The following is a 20082-nucleotide window of genomic DNA, read 5'->3' as shown; positions in this document are numbered from 1 at the left end:
ACACTCAATCAGGATTATTTCAAGCCATAAAATTCATAGAGATCTTCCACCATCTCCACTGCCGCCAGTGGGCCGGAGCCATTGTTCCATACCGCTGTATCCACTTCAAATACGCGGTTGTTTTTGACGGCCTTCAGGTTTTTCCACAGCGGATGCTCGCTCCATTCCTTGCGCAGATCCAGTCGTCCGTCATTTCGCGAGGTGCTGGTCTGGTCAAAAATGATGTCCGCATCCATTTGCGGGATATTTTCCTTCGAGGTGAGCTGTACGCCCCAATCTTCGCCGCGCTGGCTTGCAGGCCGTGCAATCCCCAGTTCTTCCAGGACGAGAGCCGAAAATCCGGTGTATACGATACGGGCATGATCGACGCGGAAGTCAACAATCCCCGCTTCCAGCTTCAACTTATCGCCCATTTTACTCTTGAAATCTGCGACCTTCTGCTCCCACTCCTTGAGGAATTTTTGCTTTTCTTCCTGTTTGTTCAGGGCCTCTGCCGACAGTTCCAGCGAGTCCCTCCAAAAGTGGACCTCTTCGGTCATGACGGTTGGCGCGATGGCCGACAGTTGCTGGGCGATCTTTTCATGCCGTGTCTTGGAAGCAATGATCAGATCCGGCTTCAGTGCCACGATCTGCTCCAGGTTGGGCTGGTTTTCCGAGCCGAGGTTGGTTACGCCTTCCATCTTGTCTTTTATGTAGTTGTACCAAGGTTTTTCAATCCATGCTTCCACGGCTCCTACCGGCTTCACTCCCAGTGCCAGTGCAGCGTCTGTCGCTCCTTGGTACAGCGTGACGACTTTTTGCGGCGTCCCTTTTATTTCCGTCTCTCCCATGGCATGCTTGACGACTCTCACGTCCTGCTTTTCAGGAGCTGTCGCTTGAGCTGCTGGCGCCGGCTCCGTCTTGGCAGCAGGAGTTGCTCCGCCTTGTTGATTTGCCCCGCAACCCGCCAGCATGAGCATGCATAGAAAGATCGCCAGAAGTTTGAATGGTAATGGATTAAGCCTAAACATTTCTGTTTCCTCTCCTTTTGTTGACTGCATTGAACAACATTGATTCTCATTCTCATTATAAGGGAGTAGTCCAGAATGAACATGGATTTTTGCGACGAACTTTTGGACATTTGCGACATGCCAGCCGCGCATGTCCATCAGACTCTGCTTGCAGCAAACCCAAGCGGCAATCCAAGATGTTCCCTTAAAGTGCGCCCTGTATATTCCGTACGGTAAATCCCCCTGTTTTGCAATTCGGGAATGACTTTGTCCACAAAATCATCCAAGCCGCTTGGCAATAACGGCGGCATCAGGTTAAATCCGTCTGCAGCATGGTCGTTCAACCACCGCTCCATCACATCCGCGATCTGTACGGGCGTTCCCGCGAATGTAAAATGCCCTCGTCCTCCTGCTGTCCGAATGATCAATTCCCGGATCGTCAGGTTTTCTCTGCGCGCCAGATCCACATACAGCTGAAAGCGGGCTTGCTGTCCTTTGATCTCATGTACGCTGGGCAGGTCTTCAAACGGCACGGGACCGTCCAATGGATAGGCGAACATATTCGTTTGCAGCGTATCGGACAAGCACTGGATGCCATATTCGGACACAGCCAGCTCGTTCAATTCCCGCTCTTTGTCCTTTGCCTCCGCCTCTGTATCCCCGACGAACGGAATAAAGCCGGGCAGAATCTTCAGTTCATTTTCCGAGCGGTTGTATTTTTTCATCCGGGTCTTTACATCCTGATAAAACGCCTTTGCTTCCTCGATCGTGTGCTGGACGGTAAAGACCACCTCCGCCAGCTCTGCAGCAAATTCCTTGCCGTCTTCGGAGGAGCCGGCTTGCACCAGCACGGGATGCGCTTGCGGGGAACGCGGGATGTTGAGCGCACCCTGCACAGAAAAATGGTTTCCTTGGAAATTGGCCCCATGAATTCGCTCGATATCTGCATAGATTCCGGACTCTTTATCGATGACCAGGGAGCCTTCCCCCCAGCTGTCCCACAGGCGTTTCACGATCTCCACGAATTCCCGTCCGCGTTCGTAACGTTCCCTATGTCCCAGATGTTCATTGCGGCTAAAATTGCGTGCGGTCGCATCCCCCGTCGAGGTCACGATATTCCAGCCTGTTCGGCCACCACTGATGTGATCCAGCGAGGCAAATTTTCTCGCAATGTGATAAGGCTCATTGTACGTGGTCGAAGCCGTAGCGGTCAGTCCGATCCGTTCTGTCACAGCGGCGATCGCAGACAGAAGCGTGAATGCTTCCATCTGCGGGATGACCCGATATTTGATCATCTTGTTCAAACGATATTTCTCCGCAAGAAAAATGGAGTCCATTTTGCCCCTTTCCGCTGTCTGCGCCAGACGCTGGTAATAGCGCAGATCGGTAGCCATATGCGGCAATGCTTCCGGATGGCGCCAAGAGGCCTCATGATGTCCCGTGCTCAAGATAAACAGGTTTAGATGCAACTGGCGTTTGGGTTGACTCATGATTTTCACCTCGAAAAAGGAATGGTGTCAGCAATGTGGCAGTCCGTATCCATACTGCTGTCTTTTCAATTCTTCCTTTCGCTGCTTCTCCAGCGCGACCAGACCGATTTCACGCGCATGCTGCGGCTGGATGGCAAACAGACCGTCATCGTCGCCCACAATCAAGTCTCCGGGGTGAATGCTTACCCCGCTTACGCTGATCACCGTGTTGACCTCACCCTCCAGCTCGAGCTTGCGTGTGGTAAGCGCGCTGATTCCTCTGGAGTAGACGGGAAAGCCCAACCCGGAAATCGCGCGGACATCCGAGACGCAGCCGGATACCACGACCCCCGCGAGTTTTTTCGCAAGGGCCGCATACGTCCGAAATTCCCCCCAGCATGCGCGCTGCTCGTCACCAGACATGTCGATGACAAGCACATCGCCAGGCTGCGCCAGCTCCATGGCGTGGCTGATCGCAGCGGAGTCGATATGGGGAATGCGCACCGTCACGGCATTCCCCAGCAGGCGAATCGGACGATACAGCGGCACCAGTCCCTTCAGAAAGCCAAAATCCGTCAGATGGCCAATGGTGGACGGGCTGATATCCTGATACAGCTCCAACAGCTCCGGGGTTACCCCCTGTACTCTTGGCTGAATGCGAAACATCTCCGTGATCCTCTCCTCTCCCAATCGAGCCACGTTCTATACGTTTCCAAAAGCGGTGGCCTTCGCTAGCAATGGGTTGGGCACTTCGCCCTGTCCAAACGGCATGCTGCCCGGCACTCTCAAGTGTTGCTTCACCAATGGCCGTATCACCTGTTTCCACGGCCATGTTTCCTTCTCAAGCAAGCATTCATGCAGGACATTCCGTACTTCCTCAGGCAAAGCAGCGCTTTTCATTGCCTGCTCCAAGCATTCACGCAGCTCTCTCCATAAGCGCTCTTCCTTGATTCCGTAGTATTGGGACAAAGCTTGGAGAATCGCGCTGCAGTTCACCTGGATGCCAAGCATTTGGAAGAATGTGAGCAATTTATGCGGCGAAGCATGGTAGAGCGAATTCGGATAGCCTGCCCTGAGTGTATAGACCGGATCCTCCAGTCCATTTGCCTCCAGCCACGGAACATGCAGACGAAGCGCATCATGATCGCGGAGCAGCAGCCCTTCGATTTTGCCGTGCTTCCAGACGAGTACTGAATTTTGCCCGTGGATTTCCGGCATCATACCCAGGCGGAACAGGCGGAAGCAGATTTCAAAATAAGTCAGGCAAACGTCACGCAATAGCTGCAATATCGCGGCTTCGCTTTGCTCCCGTCCGATCTCGCGCAGCCACTCGTCAAACAGGTGGCCGCTCTCCGTCCGGTCATAGACGGCTAGGGCAGACATCGGCAGCAGCCGGACCGCCTCATCCTCCACCAAGGCTTGCGGGTATTGCCTTACCATGGCAGATAAATGTCGCGGATAGTCGGCAAACAGGTCCCTGCTTTCCGGCAGATAAGCCCACCAATTTGTCTCATCGCAGAGGAACAGTCTTTGTTTCAGCACAGGATCGCGCTCCATTCCCTGTCTCATCAAGCTTTCCGCCTTTTGCCCATTCATCAGCTTGATGGCCGACAGATAGCGAAGCCCTCCCAGTGATTGAATGCCCAGCGGAAGCTTGACATGAGCTCTGCCGCTTTGTTCAGACATCAGGGACCGCACGGAAGAGGTGGCGTAAAACGTCCCCGCTTTCACCTGCAAAGGAACGCAGATCCCCGCCTTGATTTCCTCATCCAATTTTTCCGGCAGGATGGTGGTCATTTGCCATGGATGAACGGGTATCGGGATATACGCCTCGCTGTCCAGCTCGCGTCTATCCAGCTCTTCCTGGACGGTGCCTCTCTCTTCCTCCGAGAGCAGCAGCTGGCTTACGGCTTCCCAACGGGCTTGATCCGGTTGACCACTGATCAGATAGTCGCGTTTCACCGCCATCCAACGGAGCTGAATCGCTTGCCCGTACTCCGCCGTATACCGGCTGCACTCTTCTTGGCCCCAGCCCAGCTTGACTTTCGACACGGGATGGAACGGTCGATCGCGAAAGGATGCTTTTCGCTCGGTTCGCAGGAAGGAAGCCATGGTCGGCAAGCCCAAAATTCCAGCCCCCGGTTGTTTGTTCGCAAGCGACCACGCAGATTGCAGCAGCGTCTGCTCAAGCATATGGACAAATTGCTCTGCGCCTTCCGTATCGATGGTCGCAGGGTCGTCGCCGAAAAAGCGGATGATATGGCGCATGAAATCGACCGGACCAAGCTTTTTCACATCGACCCGTTCATCTTGCCCCACCCGTACCTCATACACCGCCGCTGACGCCTCATAGCGATAAGGCTGTACGATCGCTGGATAGACAGGGAAGACAATCGCGGCATCTTGATCATCCTGCAAACGCCAGTGGTAGACATCGGCCTCCTTGAAATCCGGACCCCAATCCTGTTCCACGATGTTCATCCCGCTGTCTCGACGCTGAAGTGCTTCCCATTGCGCCGGGGAGAGCCGTTCGATGAGGGCATTCTCCTCAAAAAACTGTTCAGCCAGCAATGCGTTGACCAAGTCCTCCATGACACGACGTTCGGCTTCCAGAACCGCATAATCTGTCATACTCATACCATCCCTTCTTGCAGCGACCTTCTGTAGTGGAAGAGCGGATTCGGCACCGGCCTTGGATCGACCTCGATGTCTTTCCATAACCGTCTTCTCGCCAGCTGCTCAATCTGAATCGTTTCCGAGAACAAATCATACCGTTCGAAATTTTCGTGAAACTCAGGATGCTCCTGCTGGTATTGGCGAATGACCTGAGCCACCATTTCCCAGAAATGCGTCTCGTCCAGTCCATAGCGTTCATTCAGAAATATGCCCATCTCGCTCAGGCAGACAAAGAAGAAGGCGCTGTGCAGAAAATCCTTCACCGCCGCGAGATCGTCGGTCTGGATATAGGAATGGCGATTGATCGCCCGATGCTCGGCCGGCTCGCGATGCAGCTCGGGATACAGCTCCGGCTGCGTCAGATGCTGATACGAAAAACGCACTCCGTCGTGGAAATCCTTCAAAGCCAGACGGCAAGGCCACCCGTCTTTATGGATGAGAATCAGATTTTGCGCATGAGATTCCAGCGCTACCCCATGTGCATAAAGCATATGGATGAGCGGAGTCACGGTAACGTCAAGCAATTGGCGTACCCAGGCTTCCAGCCCATATTTGCGCACCCATGGCTCAATCGCCGGCAGACCGTTGTCCACAAGGCTCACAGCGCTTAAAGGAAACGCTTGTTCATCCTCCTTTAGAAAACGATGGACGCTTTGTCTCCAGACCACACCAAGACTGCCGTATGCGTTGACCTGAACAGGGGACGGAAGCTGCTCGTAATCATAGGTAATGCCCGCGAATTCCGGCAAAAAGACGAAATCGAGCTTTTTAGCCGTTTCATCGTCCTTGGTGAGCGTCAATAACCACTGTGACACGAGCGGTGCGTTCAGGACCGTATGCTTTGCCAGCATCCGTCTGGTCGACGTATTGACGATGTTCAGCGCCATTTTCAAATACGACTTCTCTTTATGCGACACATTCGCCCAGCTGCGAATCGACTGCTGCGCACGGTAAAAATCCACTCCGCTGCCAAGCGGTACGATCCGCTTATCCGCTAACTGGCCATGGAAGGCAGGCATGATCGTGTGCTCCCACTGCCAAGGATGAACCGGCATGATCCAATAATCCGCGATATTGAGCCCTTTTTCCCGCAAGGATGCCGCAAATCCCTCATAGACATCGCTGCCGAGCTCTTCCTCGATAAAGGAGCGGTAGTCTACCTCCTGCAGGGAGGACTTGAGGCTGACCACCTTGGCAACCGCCAGCCATACCGGCTGCAGATTGGCCTTGAACTCCGGTCCGTACAGCGCATTTTCCTGCAAGCTAAAGCCAATCCGCGACTTGTAGCACGGATGATAGGGGTGTCCGTCCAATAATGCTTCCCAATCATCATAGCCGCGCTGATTCTCCGTCACAGCCGCAGCAGCTTTATGGAACTGCGCCTGCAGGTCATGGACCAGCGTATGCTCGAGCTCAGACAACAACATAGCGACTCGATCTTTGGTTTGCACTTGCCCAAGGATCTCTTCGACAAACAGAGACAACGCAGCATCCCGTGTTTCGCCATTCGCTGCCTCTCGGGTAACCGTCCCTTTGGCCACGCGATACCGTCCAAAGCTGAATTTTCGCTGACAATGGAAGCTGTACGTAACTGGCTCCCCTGTTTTTGTTTTTCCCTCAAGAACCAGACGGCCGGCGAATTCTCCTGCTTGCGGCAATCCGCTTGGGGGAACCGCAATTTCTTCGTATAGCACCGCTTCTATCAGCTGGCAAAGCACTCTTTGCTCAACATCGGCATACTGCTCTGTTGTAAAGGCACGAGCCCAATCGATTGTCTTCATCGTTACACCTCACTTGTATACTTCCTGACCGCTCACGAGGGTAGCGGCCTCCCGATCGTGCTTGACCACCGGAAACACTGTCCATTTCATCCATAGATTGTTCAACAGCAAAAGAACGGCGGAACCTATAAAAATCATCGATATGCCAAACCAGGATGCGATCACCCCCATGCCCAGGGAACCCAGCATGCCTCCCAAAAACAAGGAGCAGCTGACATAGCTGTAGGTTCGGCTTTCCATGCCTTCTGGCGCATAATGTCTGATCAGCGTATTGACGGAAGGCATCATGCCAGCCAGGCAAGCCCCGGTGCAAAACCGCAGTGCGATTAACTGCCACAACTCCGAAACGAACGCCTGCGGGATCGAAAAAAGGACCGCGCCAAACACCGAGAAAAGAAAAATGCGATGGGAACCATACTTGTCTCCCAGTTTCCCCAATTGCGGTGCAGAGAGCATGTTGGCAAACCCCATCGCCGCCGAAGTAACACCAGCCAAAACCACCAGATTCTCCTGACTGGTCGCCAATTGCTGGACATAGAGCGGGATAAGCGGCAGCGTGCCCGTCATCGCGGCCCGAATGATGGCTGCGGAGACAAACAGCGGGCCAATCGGCTTGTGGGAAACGATTTTTTTGAAGTCCTGCCGGAAGTCCGTTTTTGCTTCGGTTGTTTCTTTTTTCACAAAGTTTTCCCTGACCCCGAAGATGACGATCAGCGTCGCGATAAAAATTGCGCAGCCCAGATAGAAAAAAACAGCGCTGAAGCCTAGACGATCGGCCATAAATCCGCCGATCAGCGGCCCGCAGATCGTGCCGGCAACAGTGCCGGAATGCAAGGTCCCGAGTGCGTACCCGCTCCGCTCTTTTGGGGTATTGGTGGCGACTAAGGCGACGGCAGCCGGACTGAATCCGGAAATCATCCCGTTCACCAATCGCAGCAGCAGCAGATGAACCGGACTGGTCGCAAACCCGAGAAGCGTCACCGTGATGGCCATACCCAAACCGGAGCGAATCAGCATCACTTTGCGCCCGTGCCGGTCGGCAAGCCTGCCCCAGATCGGCGAAAAGATGAAAGCTGTCACCAGATTGGCGCTAAAAATAAGGCCGGACCACAGCAGCACTTCATCGTGATTGGTTAGCCCCATTTGCTGCAGATACAGCGGTAAAAAGGGAGTCACACAACTCATGGAGGCCATGGCCAGAAACTGCCCGACATACAAAATGAACAGGTTGCGCTTCCACTTTTCCACGCTGATGACACATTCCTTTCTCTACTTCGCTCGCGGGCAAGCGGAGCAATATTCACCTTGGGCGGACACCTGATAATACAAGCAGCAGGTTTTGCGCATCCGTACGCCATCCGTTGGAGACAGATCTGCCAGTGCCTCACTTCCGTATAACGAGACAAATGGGTTTTGGCTCTCTCCGAATACCGCACCCTGTGCCCGATTGACCAGATAAGCAAAATCGTCCTCGATTCGTACCCGCTCCTCCTCGCTTGCACCCGAGGCTAATCGCTTTTCATACAGCGAAAAGAGGCGAACCGCCGTATTTTCCCAGAGGATGGGCATGGGCACCCGAGCGACAGCGGAAAGCTGGCGCCACAGCTTGGTGATATTCCCTGCAAATAAGCTGCCAACGAAGTCCTCGCGCCATTGCTCCCGTTTTCCGGCCTCTGGTTCCGTTACCTCTACCTGATCAAGATAGATTTGGGGCGGCCACATGCCTCTCCGCTCCTCGGACGGGCCCAGATAGGCATTTGCCAGCGATACCTTCAACCCTTTGTTATACCGGGTCATGGCAAATATGCTGGGGCCCACCGCGATAAACGCATAACGCTTCGCGAACAGCGAGGCCGTATGCAGCCTGGACGGGGATTGCAATGCCTCGGTCAACCGATCCAAATAGGCAGCGCACCTCTCCCCGTCTCGCAAATCCTCCACGAGAAAGGAAGCCGTTGGATTGGGCAAAGGGAACACGCCGACCTGAAAGCTTTTTGCGAGATCGTTCCATTCTTCCGGTTGAAATCGAGACATTGCGTACATTTATGGCACTCCTTTGATGGGATTGGGAATCTGGATGAACAGGGGTGTTTCTCCCCTCGCTAGAAAACAACTGGTGAAATTCGCTTTGGCGGGCAGGTGCTCGCTATGCAGCAAGTCGTCAATATAAGCCAGCAGCCGCTCGCAAGCGCCCTCCCTTTCCTGCAGGAGCAACGCCTTGACGATGCGCCAGTAGCGCTCCTCACCCTCCTGCTGGTAAGCGGCAATGGTATGAATCAACGACCCGAGATGGTTCACAAAGAAATAATATTTCGTCCGCTTCCACGTCTCGGCTTCCTGGTAGAGAACGGGGCTGTCGTCCGGCATCAGCGTACCGATCCAGCCAGCCTCAGCCGCTTTCCTCCGATCGACGCTGACGCCCTCCAGATCACGAACATAATAGCAGTGAGGCAGACCATCCTTTATCGATAACAGCGAGTTTTGCAAATGCGCCTCAAAGCTGATCCCTTTCTCGGCTAACATGCGTAGAAACGGCAGCATCGAAATGCGCAGATAGCGCTCCAACCAGTACCCGAGCTCCGGCATTCGCCCCGAAGAGCTCTGCCGTATCGCTTGGATCAGCTTCGGCTCCGCTGCATCCGGCAAAGTTTCCAGCAGCGAGGCCATGACAAACGTGTTTTCGCTCGTGATCGCCATGGGACGGTAGATCACCGTCAAGCTTGCTGCCAGCTCCTCCGGCATGTGCGGAAAACGGACGCTTCTGTAGCCTGTTTCCATCAGGATCTGGAAATGCCCGGTCTGCAGCTCGTGTCTGCATTGCTGGAGCACTCTTGCGGCATCCATGGTACGTTTGGCTTGTTCTACCGTATTGTCGCGAATCAGATTGGTAATCCGGACGTGCAGCGGCAGCTTGTATCCATACCCACTCAGCGGCTCCCATACCGTTCGTACGGATGAGGTAGGGTAAACGGTAGGACCCAGCAATCCAAGGCTGATGATGGCCCCTTGATTCATATGCTGTTGAATCTCCGGCTGCCCGATCAGATAACGAGCCTGCCACGGATGCATCGGCAGCAAAACATACTCGTCTGCCTTTTCACCCAATCGCTCTGCTGCATACGTGCTAACAGATGGGGGCAGGACTTGCTCTTCGCCTTTCAGCCATTCTTCATAGACAAATTCCTTCTGAACAGCAAAGTAATGCAGCGAAAAGGCAGCACGCATTTCCGGGCTGTACTGGGCAAGATCGTCATCCACAAAACCCTCGGAGCTTTTCGGGTAAGGATGAAACGGATGGCCAAAATAGAGCGATTGCTCGGAGCGGATGAAGTCGAGCTTTTCGTTCATTTCCGGCTGCAGCTTGCTTCGGTAGTGCTCCACGTACAGCTTCATTTTCTCCACGCTGTTTTCGATGCGCGTTTTGATTTGATTGGCATAAGCCGCGGAGCTGGTGTGTGCTTCGCGATGGCTCAATTCTTCAAGCAACAGTTCAAGCAGCCGCTGTAAATCCAGCTCCTGCCACATTCCTTCGGGGGTCAACGTAAAAAACGATGGTCCATAGACATGCTGTCCGACAGCAGAAAAGTAAGCAATCGTCCCTGTTATGGTCTGCCCGCTCGAAGGCAGATGGAAGGCAATCGTTTCACCCTCTGCAGGATGGGGAGTCAGTGCGGCTTCCGTCCCCACTCGAGGATCGGTTTCCCCGATTTCCCTGAAAAAACTGTTCAGCAACGTGCGTATGGTGGCTTGTTCGGCTATTTCCACGGATGTTGGCGCGTCAGTATGCTGTTGCAGCATGGCTTCCGGTCACTCCCTTCTCAGACAACCGTTTTCGGCGTTTCATCTTTCGCCTCCAGCTTAAGCAGGCTGAATCTCTCGAACCGCTTCGATTGCCGCTAGAACAGCATCGCTGAATCTCTGCGCGATCTCATCGATTTGCTGCTCCGTTACGATCAGGGGTGGCAGGAAACGCATGACGGACGAGTGTCTGCCGCCTACCTCCAGGATGACACCTCTCTTGAGGCATTCCTTCTGAATCTGGCTTGCCAGCTGCGGGAAGGCGGGATAATGGCCCAAGCGATCTTGCGCTGCTTCCGGGTTTACAATCTCCACGCCTACCATCAAACCGCGTCCACGGACATCGCCGATGGCATTCACTTTGCTTTTCAGCGTCAACAACTGCTCTTGAAGCCGATTCCCCAGCCTCTCCGCGTGTGCCGGAATATCGTGTTCCTTGATATAAGTTAATGTGGCAAGCCCTGCTGCCATCGCCAGCTGATTGCCCCGGAACGTGCCGATATGGGCTCCCGGCTTCCACACATCATATTTTTGATGGTAAATCATGACCGACAATGGCAAGCCACCGCCAATGGCCTTCGATAGGATCAAGACATCCGGGATAATGCCGGCATGCTCAAAGGCAAACATCTTGCCGGTTCTCCCGATGCCGGTCTGAATCTCGTCGATGATCAACGGGATCTGTTTTTCTTGGGTGATCCGGCGAATCTCCCGCAGCCATTCAATAGGAGCCGGGATGGAACCGCCTTCCCCCTGTACCGCTTCCAAAATCATGCCGCACGGCGACACGATGCCGCTTTCCGGATCGTTCAGCAGATTTTCGATGTAGCGGCTGCTGAGCTGATGCGTCTGCTCACCGCCGACTCCAAACGGGCAGCGGTATGCATACGGATAAGGCATATAGTGCACATCCGGGATTAGCCCGTTGATCTTTTCTTTCATTCCCAGCGTCCCGCTCAGGCTCATCGTTCCATGGGTCGCTCCGTGATAGCCGCCTTGAAAGGAGAGAATGCTGCGATTGCCTGTCGCCGTTTTGACCAGCTTGATCGCCGCTTCGACGGCATCACCGCCAGTAGGTCCGCAAAATTGAATCCGGGCGTTCTTGGCAAATTCCTCCGGCAAGCTTGCGAAAATCTCATCCACAAACTGCTCTTTTAACGGAGTGGTCAAATCCAGGGTGTGCAGCGGTCGCTTGTTGTCCAGCAATTGCTTCATCGCTTCGATGACAACGGGATGGTTATGTCCCAGCGCCAGTGTTCCAGCTCCGGCAAGGCAATCGTAGTACACCTTGCCGTCCATATCCTTGACATGAACCCCTTCCGCTTCCTGTATGGCGATCGGAATGCGCCTCGGGTACGATCTTGCATTGGATTCCCTAGCCGCCTGGCTTTCGAGATAGTGATCATTTTTTGACTGTCCAGCAACAAAAATATTCCCCACTCGTACCACTCCTTCGATACTAGCTTGTGAGTCGATTTTGATAAATGATACTGATTATCAATATCAACTCAACTGTTTCTAGCATAACAACAGGTCCAAGTGGGGTAAATTCTCCAATCGGATAATGTCCTTCATCCGATTGGAGTACGCTTATCCAGATCGACGCTTCCCTTTTGCAGCATTTGCTGCAGGGCATAAATAAAATCGGCACCGCTTAAATCGGTATTCAATGCCTTTTTCATATTTTGAATGTGTTTTTTGACGGTATTGACGCTGACGAATAACTCGCTGGCGATTCTTTTGATCGAATAATGGTTGCACAGCATTTCCGCAATTTGCCGCTGCCTTTCACTCAACGCTCCGCAATCAAACGACGTGTCCAAATAACCAGCACCGGGCAGCTTTGCTGGCGGCAAATGGCTTTCGACACCTTCAACCTCCATCGTCACTTTGACATAATCATGGATTTCCAAGCGCATGACTTGATGGACAACAATCTGATGCAGTTCGGTCAGCTTCGCGCGCTCCAGCTCATCTTTCACACTGGAATCGATCATCAGTCGCATTTTGGTTTTGGTCATGTTCTCCCTCACCATCCCTGTCTACAACAGTGCTTCAGCAATTTCATCCACGATCTGATGAATGGCAATGGGGCCATAATAACCGACCCACAGCGTCGTATTGGCCATGTACACTTGATCAGCTTGTACGGCGGGGAGACTTTTCCAAATGGGGGTCTGCTGATACTCTTCCACCAGCTCCGCATTGGAACCGTCCTGCAGTACGATCAGGTGATCCGCATTTAATGCCGGCATGGCTTCCAAGGAAATGGAGGAGCTCGTTTTGCTGCGGTCCACGGCCATCTGTGGCGGCGCCATCCCCAGATCGTCGTATAAGATCTTTGCCGTGCGATGTTTCGTCGTTTGCAGCCGGATCAATTGATCACGCGGCCGGATCAAAGCGACGGATTGCCCGCCCAGTTTCTCGGTCAGAGCGGCCTTCAGCTCCGCTACCCTTTTCTGATAGGCGTTCAATGCATGTCGAGCCGTCTTTTCTTTCCCCACGATGCTTCCGAGCGTTTGAAGGGTCGTGCGCCAGTCTTCATTTCGGTCGAACATCACGGTCGGGGCGATATGGGCCAGCTTTTCAAAGAGATGCTCCTGAAATGCCGTGCAGATAATCAAATCCGGTGCTGTCTGGGCGATCGCCTCCAAATCAGGCGCTTCCTTTGTGCCAAGCACCCGGATATCCTGCGCTCTGCCTTTCAACTTGCCAGGGTAAGATCCTGACAGCGTCATTGGAAAAACGCTGGCTACTGGCGGTTTCCCGAGCTTTAGCAGCTGATCGAGATATTGGTAATCCAGTACCACTATTTTCTCCGGCTTCTTTTGGAGTGCCGTTTCCCCTTTCTGATGCTTTATGATGGGCAGCGTGCTTGCATCTCTATGTATGACCGCGTTCACCCTATAATGAGAATGGTTTTCATCATTAGCAGTATCACTATACAGTTGCACCCTGTCAGGAACAATGGATGATTGCGACGGGGGCAATGGAGTTTGGCGACGCATCTCCAGGGCTTCTGCCTGCTCTTTATAATGGCGTGGCGGAACCCCTGTATATTTTTTAAACATCCGGCTGAAATAGTAGCTATCCTGATAGCCCACCGCCTCTGCGATTTGGGCTAACGTCAGGTTGGTCTGCCTGAGTAACGCCTTGGCCTGTTTGAGCCTGACCTGGAGGAGATACTCCATCGGGCCGATATTCAGCCTCGCTTTAAAATGCCGCTGCAGCTGGCGTGCATTGCAGTCCAGCATCGCCGCCAAGGAGTTCAGCGTAATCGGCTCAGCATAGCGCTCCTCCAAATAACGAATCGCGTGGGTTAGCAATTGCGGTTGGGTCATCGCGCTGCCCTGCGCCTGCGACTGCTGCAAGAGGTCGTAGACAAAATGATGGAACAACGCTTTGACATGAAATTTTTCCAGCGTGTCGGGCCGCTGCCATTGCCGCTGCATTTGCTCGACCCTGGAAAAAAGGGGAAGCGGATGCGACGGTGCAAAAGCGTATTGCGCACGAAATGGATTGCTGGTGTGGTAGAGTCGCAGGATTTCCCTGCGGCAAGGCATGGTTAACACCGCCTGATAGAATACCATGTACGAATCCAGCGCTTCCTCCACCTCCGCGATCTCGAGCTGCGCCCCTTTCCCCGCATGGCAGACCAGGCTTTTCTCTGCTTGATAGGAAACCCCGTCCACCAGCACCTGTGCCACTCCTCGTGTCGTGAGCAAAAATACGCTGGACGGAAGCTGATAAGCGGGCAGGCAATCGCCCGGATGCAATGTGACGCGGCGTACGTCCAACACCTTGAGTGACGCATGATTCCATAACATCAGCTGGTCTTCAAATGACAACTCCCGACCCCTCCTGCGATTTGTTTCTATTCCCTTATTTTGGTTACTGTCATTATATCGATAACGATTCTCAATATCAATGATTAAAGGGCTTTCAAACTGCTGAACTGCCCCAAAGAAAAAACCCGGAGCATCGCCCCGGGCCAGTCTGTGTAGATATGCATGCTATTGATTTAAGTACCTAGTTCATTAATCCGCGAAGCTCTTCGACAAAAAGCAGCCCCTTCTGGATTTCCTCTTCATTGTACCGTTGCTTGCTTTTTAGCGTAAATACCTTTGTCTTCATCTCGTCATAAGCCAGATCGTCAAAATACAAGATCGTCGAGACGAGCTCCAGGAATCGGGAGTTCTCCTCGTTCATGCGGCTGATGAGGCGCTCTCCATTGCCAAAATCCACATTGTGAAACCGCAGAAAGTCACGCCCTTCGTCATTGAGCGTGTAGCGATACAGCTGAATGGCCCCCTTGCTTTCCATCTGCTCATCGATGAGACCCAGGTTGCAGAGCTCGTCCACGCGCAAAGTCAGCTCCTCCGAGTACGGCCCAAACATGTGAAATTGGAATCGCTCCACAAAATCCATCTGCATTTTTTTCGCGATGTACACCATCTTGTGCAGTTTCTTCCGCCCCGTCACTTCACCGGCAATCTCAATCAGCCGGATGATCTTGGCGTGATCGTTCAGCATCCTTCATCCACTCCTAAACATTCACAAATCGCTCGGCAGACAGGCTCCGGCAGTGTCCGCACTTTATCCAAAGGGAAGTAGAGCTTGTAGTCAAATCTCCTTTTCCCGCTGATGGACTCGACAATTTCCGACTTCTGCGATAGCTCGGCCATCTCCCCAGACGGCATTCGCAGCATGATCGGGATGCGTTCTTCCTCTTCTCCCGGCCGATAGAAATCATAGGGCAAATCTGATGTGGAATCGACTTCCACATAGTAGGCTGGGTCGATGCCCGCTTTGGCAAAAAGCTCCTTCAGTTCCGCTATCATACGAAAATTTCTAGGATTAAATTCGACGTATTTATACAAATTCCTGTCGAGAAAACGAGATGCCAAATCTTTTAAAATCGGATCTTCCTCTGCTTTCCACTGCTGCATGAAATAGAGCACGACACCTTCATCGAGTGCCAGATAATCAGCGAGCGTGAACTGCTCGCGGAAAAAAGGCGCAAGCGGATGCGGGTAAATCGCAAAGGAATATCCTGCTTGGTACAGCTCTTTTGCGCGTTGGAACACTTTGCGCAGCACCACTTCCGCACTACGTGTAACCGGATGAAAATAGACTTGCCAGTACATTTGATAGCGCGACATGATGTAATCTTCCACGGCATGCATCCCGCTGAATTTGAATACGATCCCGTCCTCATGCGGTCGCATCACGCGCAAGATCCGTTCGATGTCAAAGTTGCCGTAGTTCACTCCGGTATAGTAGGCATCGCGAAGCAAATAGTCCATCCGATCCGCATCGATCTGGCTGGAAATCAGGCTGACGATTAACTTATTTTCATAGGTTTTGGCAATCACTTCCGCCACTTTTTGCGGGAAGCCCTCCCCTACTCGGCGCAAAATGCGATTGATCTCGGTTTCACCCGTAATAATCGCCCGCGTCCAATCCTCATGGTCAAAGCGGAATACTTTTTCAAAGGAATGCGAGAACGGACCATGGCCGACATCGTGCAGCAGCGCAGCGCACATACACAAGAGCTGTTCTTCCCTGCTGAGCGCAATCCGTCCTTCAAACGTCTCCAGGATGCGGCGCATGATCTCATAAACACCAAGAGAATGGTTGAATCGACTGTGCTCTCCCCCGTGGAAGGTCAAATAGCTGGTGCCCAGCTGCTTGATGCGGCGCAACCGCTGAAACTCGGGAGCATTGATCAAATCCCAAATCAGAGTTTCCCGTACATGAACATATCGGTGAACCGGATCTTTAAATACTTTTTCTTCGCTGAGTAGCTCTGGTGTATGCATCGGGCCGCTCCCTTCGCCAGACTTTCCGTCCGTTTCCAAATCTAATAGATTCATTATAGCATAGGAAAATAGAGCTTATGAGAGATTGTGCAAACATTGTGGTGGGGGAAGGGAAGAGAGGGCGGGCTGCGTTCTTGCCACACCCGCAAGGGAGTGGAAACTGTCCGGTTCCGCTTCCAAAAACGGTACGTCACGCAAAAAGGTTCGAAGAAGCGTATTCATACGTAGCGTTTGCGTGACAAGCGTGTCCCGTTTTTGGAAGCTCCACCTCAGCAGGTGTGGCAAAGACTCCGCCCGTCCCTCTCTTCCCTTCCTTACGCAGCTTACTCTCTTTGAACTGCTGAAAGAAAAAGCGACGAATAGGCTATGCCTGCGAAGCTATTACAAGCAGAGCGGTGAAGTAGATCTGCAAACAGAAAAATCCCGAAGCGTTTTGCAACACTCCGGGACTTCTCTTTCTACTTATCCTTTCAACTCCAGCTCTCCACCCGGTCCATACAGATCCGGCCTCTTCGCTACCTTTTTCTCCTGCTTCTTTTTCTTGCGCTGGGCAAGAATCGTATAGAAGGAAGGCACGACGACTAGGGTCAGCACCGTAGAAAAGAGCAAGCCGAAAATGATCGTTACGGCCAATGGCTGGAACAGCACATCGCCTGAAATCGCCAGCGGCAGCAAACCGGCTACGGCTGTCATCGAGGTCAGCAGGATCGGGCGCAGACGGGCTTCACCCGCCTGGATCACAGCCTGCTTCAGCTCCACGCCCTCATGCCGCGCTTCTTCGATAAACTCGATCAGTACGATGCCGTTTCGCACTACGATACCCGACAGTGAGATGACCCCCATCATCGTCATGAAGCCAAGCGGGGTCTGAGTGACGAACAACCCGATCAGGCTTCCCGCAAAGGCAAGATAGATCGTGCTCATGACCAGCACTGGATAGCTGAGCGAGTAGAACTGCATTGCGATCAGGATCAGGATCAGGAAAACGACGATGACCGACAATTTCCCCATGTCGATAAAAATATCGGTCTGCTCCGAAGTCTCCCCGCCCGTATCATAGCGGTACCCCTCCGGAAAAGCCGTCGCATCCAGAATCGGCATGATCTCACCCATCACTTCCGTCGGTGTCCGATCCTTTACATCGGCAGAGATCGTGACCGCACGAGACAGATCGCGGTGGGGAATGGTTTGCAGACTGAAGGAAGGCTTGATTTCTGCAAGCTGGGACAACGGGATCTGCTCTCCCCGCGCGTTCGCTACTGTCAGTCTTTGGAAAATGATGCTAGGGTCTTCTTCCCCCGCTTTATCCAAATACATATTGATGTCAATCAGATCGGTGCCCGTATCAAACTCGCTGACCGTAATTCCTTCGCTGACGAGACGCAGCGTGCGGGACAGGTCGGTATAGTTGACCAGCTTTTCTTCCATCAAAGCTTTGTTGACCACAAACTCCAGCGTATTGCGCTCCACTCCCAAATTGTCTTGGATGTCAAACACACCCGGCACTTTTGCGATCTTTTCCTTCACCTGCTCCGTCAACGTACGCAGCGTCTTCAGGTCTTCCCCAAAGATGCGGATGACGACCGGGCTTCCCACTGGCGGCCCTGTCTCCAATTCTTTCGGAATGACGCTGGCTTCGGGATAAAGCTCTTTAAACTTTTCGCGCCAAGGACCGATCATGTCGGTTGCCTTTACCTGGTGCTCGTCATACCGCACCACGAGCTGTCCCACGGTCACACCGGATCCGGCAGCTGTGTCGCCGCCAAACATTTTCGGCGCACTGCCTCCCGCATAAGCGCCTACGGACTCGATCCCCGGCTGTTTCATAATCCAGTCAGAAACACCGCGTACCACGCGATCGGTCTCCTCGGCACTGCTGCCCACCGGCAATCGGACATTGACCAGAAAATTCGGGCGGTCATCCGGCGGGAAAAGCTCAACCGGCGTCAGTGGAATCAAGCCATATGCGCTCGTACCGATCAATACGCCTACCATCCCCGTCAAAAGCGGACGTTTCAGGATGCGCGGCATCAAGGTATTGGCATACCACTGCGTCAGATCGTGAATCTGTTTTCCCAACAGTCCCGGCGGCTTGCGGTATCCATCGACACCCCTCCGGCTGCGGGCTTCATACCATTGGCGGAAGATCGGAATAATCGTCAGCGACATGATCATCGACGCCAGCATGGTCAAGGAAATAATCACCGGAACCGGACGGATAAATTGCCCCGCATTCCCTTCCAAAAACATCAACGGCCCAAATGAGGCAATCGTGGCGAGCGTCGCCGTCAAGATGGAGATCGAAACCTCTTTGGCTCCCATGGAGGCCGCTTGCATCGGTTTTTCCCCGAGTACGGACAATCGCCGTTCGATGTTGTCGTTGACCACCACCGCGTCATCCACCAAGATGCCCAGCACGATAATCAGAGAGACAATCGAGATCATATTGAGCGTGATCCCAAGCGTCGGCAAAAACAATAGTCCGATCGCCAGCGAAATCGGGATTGCCAATGCCACCACAAAGGATGTGATGAGATTCAAACCAAGCGTACAAACCAGCAGCACGGCGATGACCGCGATGATCATTTCACGGGACAGATCGCCGAACAGCTCATCGACCCGCTCCTTCTGGGAATAAATCGAATCCATCTTAGCCCATACTGGCAGCTGCTTTGCCAGCATGGCCATCATTTCATCGACCCGCGCCTGCAGGCTGGGCACGTCGCTGCCTGTCTCGGCGTTGATGCTGACCGTGATGGACGGCTTTCCATTGTAATAGGAATACGCCTTTACCGTCTCCGTCGACCTTGAGACCTTCCCGATATCCTTCAAATAAATCGGAAAGCCTTCCGGTGTGCGGGAAATGATCACGTTGTTCAAAGCTTCCACATCGTACGATTCAGCAAGCTTCAGCTGGTAGGTCCGTTCTTCTACGACCATGTCCCCCAGCGGAACCCGTTCATTTTCGCTTTTCACAGCCGCCATGACTTGAGCCCAGCTCAATCCGTACTGATTCAGCTTCTGCGTATCGATATCGACCCGGATTTGCTCCTCTGGCAAGCCCTCAATAGTGACATCCGCCACATTGGGAATCGTCCGCAGCTGCTCTTTCCATGACTTCATCATTTCGCGAAGGCTGTAAATCTGCTCGCGGCTGTCGGCTGTGATGGCCAACGACTGGACAAAGGTGCGATTCAAGTCGTCGTTAATGATCGGCTGCTTGGCGTCCTCCGGCAGATCGGCCTCCGCATCCTTCACCTTTTTGCGCAATTCATCCCACTTCTGCTTCGGATCGACGCCGCTGTTTGTCTCCACGATAATGCTGGAGACACCCAGACTCGAGGTCGAGGACACATATTTGAGCCCTTGCAGCTCATTGATTTTTTCTTCCAGCTTTTTGGTAACTGTCTGCTCCACCTTTTCCGGAGATGCACCGGGATAGATGGTCGTCACCGTCGCCATGTTGATGATGATATCGGGCGATTCCTGCTTGGGCAGCTGGAAAAAGCTCAAAAACCCGAGGAGCACCACCATGGTGAAAAAAAGC

Annotated in this window: 14 protein-coding genes; all 14 read right to left on the bottom strand. The window is 53.2% G+C overall.

What is annotated here, in order from left to right:
* Window positions 1-14: 14 nt before the first annotated feature.
* Window positions 15-1010 carry an ABC transporter substrate-binding protein gene (locus EIZ37_RS04430; protein ID WP_134683365.1) on the bottom strand — a complete coding sequence of 332 codons (996 nt, stop codon included), beginning with the start codon at window positions 1008-1010 and terminating at the stop codon, window positions 15-17.
* 137 nt (window positions 1011-1147) lie between these two features.
* Window positions 1148-2479, bottom strand: coding sequence for an LLM class flavin-dependent oxidoreductase (locus EIZ37_RS04425; RefSeq protein ID WP_134683364.1), 1332 nt, complete (start codon window positions 2477-2479; stop codon window positions 1148-1150).
* 27 nt (window positions 2480-2506) lie between these two features.
* Window positions 2507-3124 (bottom strand): RraA family protein, encoded by a 618-nt coding sequence (locus tag EIZ37_RS04420; RefSeq protein WP_134683363.1) that lies wholly within the window; start codon window positions 3122-3124, stop codon window positions 2507-2509.
* A 36-nt stretch (window positions 3125-3160) separates the two neighbouring features.
* A complete protein-coding gene (locus tag EIZ37_RS04415; protein WP_167568664.1) occupies window positions 3161-5095 on the bottom strand; it encodes an IucA/IucC family protein in 1935 nt (644 codons plus the stop codon).
* The gene (locus tag EIZ37_RS04410) at window positions 5092-6915 is read right to left on the bottom strand and encodes an IucA/IucC family protein (protein ID WP_134683361.1); all 1824 of its coding nucleotides are present in this window, start codon (window positions 6913-6915) and stop codon (window positions 5092-5094) included. The genes EIZ37_RS04415 and EIZ37_RS04410 overlap by 4 nt, the downstream gene beginning before the upstream one ends.
* A gap of 9 nt (window positions 6916-6924) precedes the next feature.
* Window positions 6925-8163 (bottom strand): MFS transporter, encoded by a 1239-nt coding sequence (locus tag EIZ37_RS04405; protein WP_205683780.1) that lies wholly within the window; start codon window positions 8161-8163, stop codon window positions 6925-6927.
* A gap of 21 nt (window positions 8164-8184) precedes the next feature.
* Window positions 8185-8958, bottom strand: a complete 774-nt coding sequence (locus EIZ37_RS04400; protein ID WP_134683360.1) for an IucA/IucC family C-terminal-domain containing protein — start codon at window positions 8956-8958, stop codon at window positions 8185-8187.
* A complete protein-coding gene (locus tag EIZ37_RS04395; protein WP_134683359.1) occupies window positions 8959-10713 on the bottom strand; it encodes an IucA/IucC family protein in 1755 nt (584 codons plus the stop codon).
* A 60-nt stretch (window positions 10714-10773) separates the two neighbouring features.
* Complete coding sequence (locus tag EIZ37_RS04390; RefSeq protein ID WP_134683569.1) at window positions 10774-12144, bottom strand: aspartate aminotransferase family protein; 1371 nt, start codon at window positions 12142-12144, stop codon at window positions 10774-10776.
* Window positions 12145-12284: 140 nt separating this feature from the next.
* Window positions 12285-12734, bottom strand: coding sequence for a helix-turn-helix transcriptional regulator (locus tag EIZ37_RS04385; protein ID WP_167568662.1), 450 nt, complete (start codon window positions 12732-12734; stop codon window positions 12285-12287).
* Between the two features lie 21 nt (window positions 12735-12755).
* Window positions 12756-14561 carry an AraC family transcriptional regulator gene (locus EIZ37_RS04380; protein WP_134683357.1) on the bottom strand — a complete coding sequence of 602 codons (1806 nt, stop codon included), beginning with the start codon at window positions 14559-14561 and terminating at the stop codon, window positions 12756-12758.
* A gap of 181 nt (window positions 14562-14742) precedes the next feature.
* The gene (locus EIZ37_RS04375; RefSeq protein ID WP_134683356.1) at window positions 14743-15246 is read right to left on the bottom strand and encodes a YwgA family protein; all 504 of its coding nucleotides are present in this window, start codon (window positions 15244-15246) and stop codon (window positions 14743-14745) included.
* Window positions 15240-16535 (bottom strand): HD domain-containing protein, encoded by a 1296-nt coding sequence (locus tag EIZ37_RS04370; protein WP_134683355.1) that lies wholly within the window; start codon window positions 16533-16535, stop codon window positions 15240-15242. The genes EIZ37_RS04375 and EIZ37_RS04370 overlap by 7 nt, the downstream gene beginning before the upstream one ends.
* 462 nt (window positions 16536-16997) lie before the next feature.
* Window positions 16998-20069, bottom strand: coding sequence for an efflux RND transporter permease subunit (locus tag EIZ37_RS04365; protein WP_407921116.1), 3072 nt, complete (start codon window positions 20067-20069; stop codon window positions 16998-17000).
* Window positions 20070-20082: the final 13 nt, after the last annotated feature.

This window comes from Brevibacillus migulae (assembly GCF_004521915.1).
Taxonomy (GTDB): Bacteria; Bacillota; Bacilli; order Brevibacillales; family Brevibacillaceae; genus Brevibacillus_F; species Brevibacillus_F migulae.
The sequence above is the reverse complement of the archived record's forward strand: the minus strand, read 5'-3'. Positions and strand labels throughout refer to the sequence as shown.

Bases quoted from the DNA above. Each gene is read 5' to 3' on its own strand.
- EIZ37_RS04400 (WP_134683360.1), bottom strand. From the start codon at position 8,958: ATGTACGCAATGTCTCGATTTCAACCGGAAGAATGGAACGATCTCGCA.
- EIZ37_RS04370 (WP_134683355.1), bottom strand. From the start codon at position 16,535: ATGCATACACCAGAGCTACTCAGCGAAGAAAAAGTATTTAAAGATCCG.
- EIZ37_RS04410 (WP_134683361.1), bottom strand. From the start codon at position 6,915: ATGAAGACAATCGATTGGGCTCGTGCCTTTACAACAGAGCAGTATGCC.
- EIZ37_RS04375 (WP_134683356.1), bottom strand. From the start codon at position 15,246: ATGCTGAACGATCACGCCAAGATCATCCGGCTGATTGAGATTGCCGGT.
- EIZ37_RS04365 (WP_407921116.1), bottom strand. From the start codon at position 20,069: ATGGTGGTGCTCCTCGGGTTTTTGAGCTTTTTCCAGCTGCCCAAGCAG.
- EIZ37_RS04430 (WP_134683365.1), bottom strand. From the start codon at position 1,010: ATGTTTAGGCTTAATCCATTACCATTCAAACTTCTGGCGATCTTTCTA.
- EIZ37_RS04425 (WP_134683364.1), bottom strand. From the start codon at position 2,479: ATGAGTCAACCCAAACGCCAGTTGCATCTAAACCTGTTTATCTTGAGC.
- EIZ37_RS04420 (WP_134683363.1), bottom strand. From the start codon at position 3,124: ATGTTTCGCATTCAGCCAAGAGTACAGGGGGTAACCCCGGAGCTGTTG.
- EIZ37_RS04385 (WP_167568662.1), bottom strand. From the start codon at position 12,734: ATGACCAAAACCAAAATGCGACTGATGATCGATTCCAGTGTGAAAGAT.
- EIZ37_RS04415 (WP_167568664.1), bottom strand. From the start codon at position 5,095: ATGAGTATGACAGATTATGCGGTTCTGGAAGCCGAACGTCGTGTCATG.
- EIZ37_RS04395 (WP_134683359.1), bottom strand. From the start codon at position 10,713: ATGCTGCAACAGCATACTGACGCGCCAACATCCGTGGAAATAGCCGAA.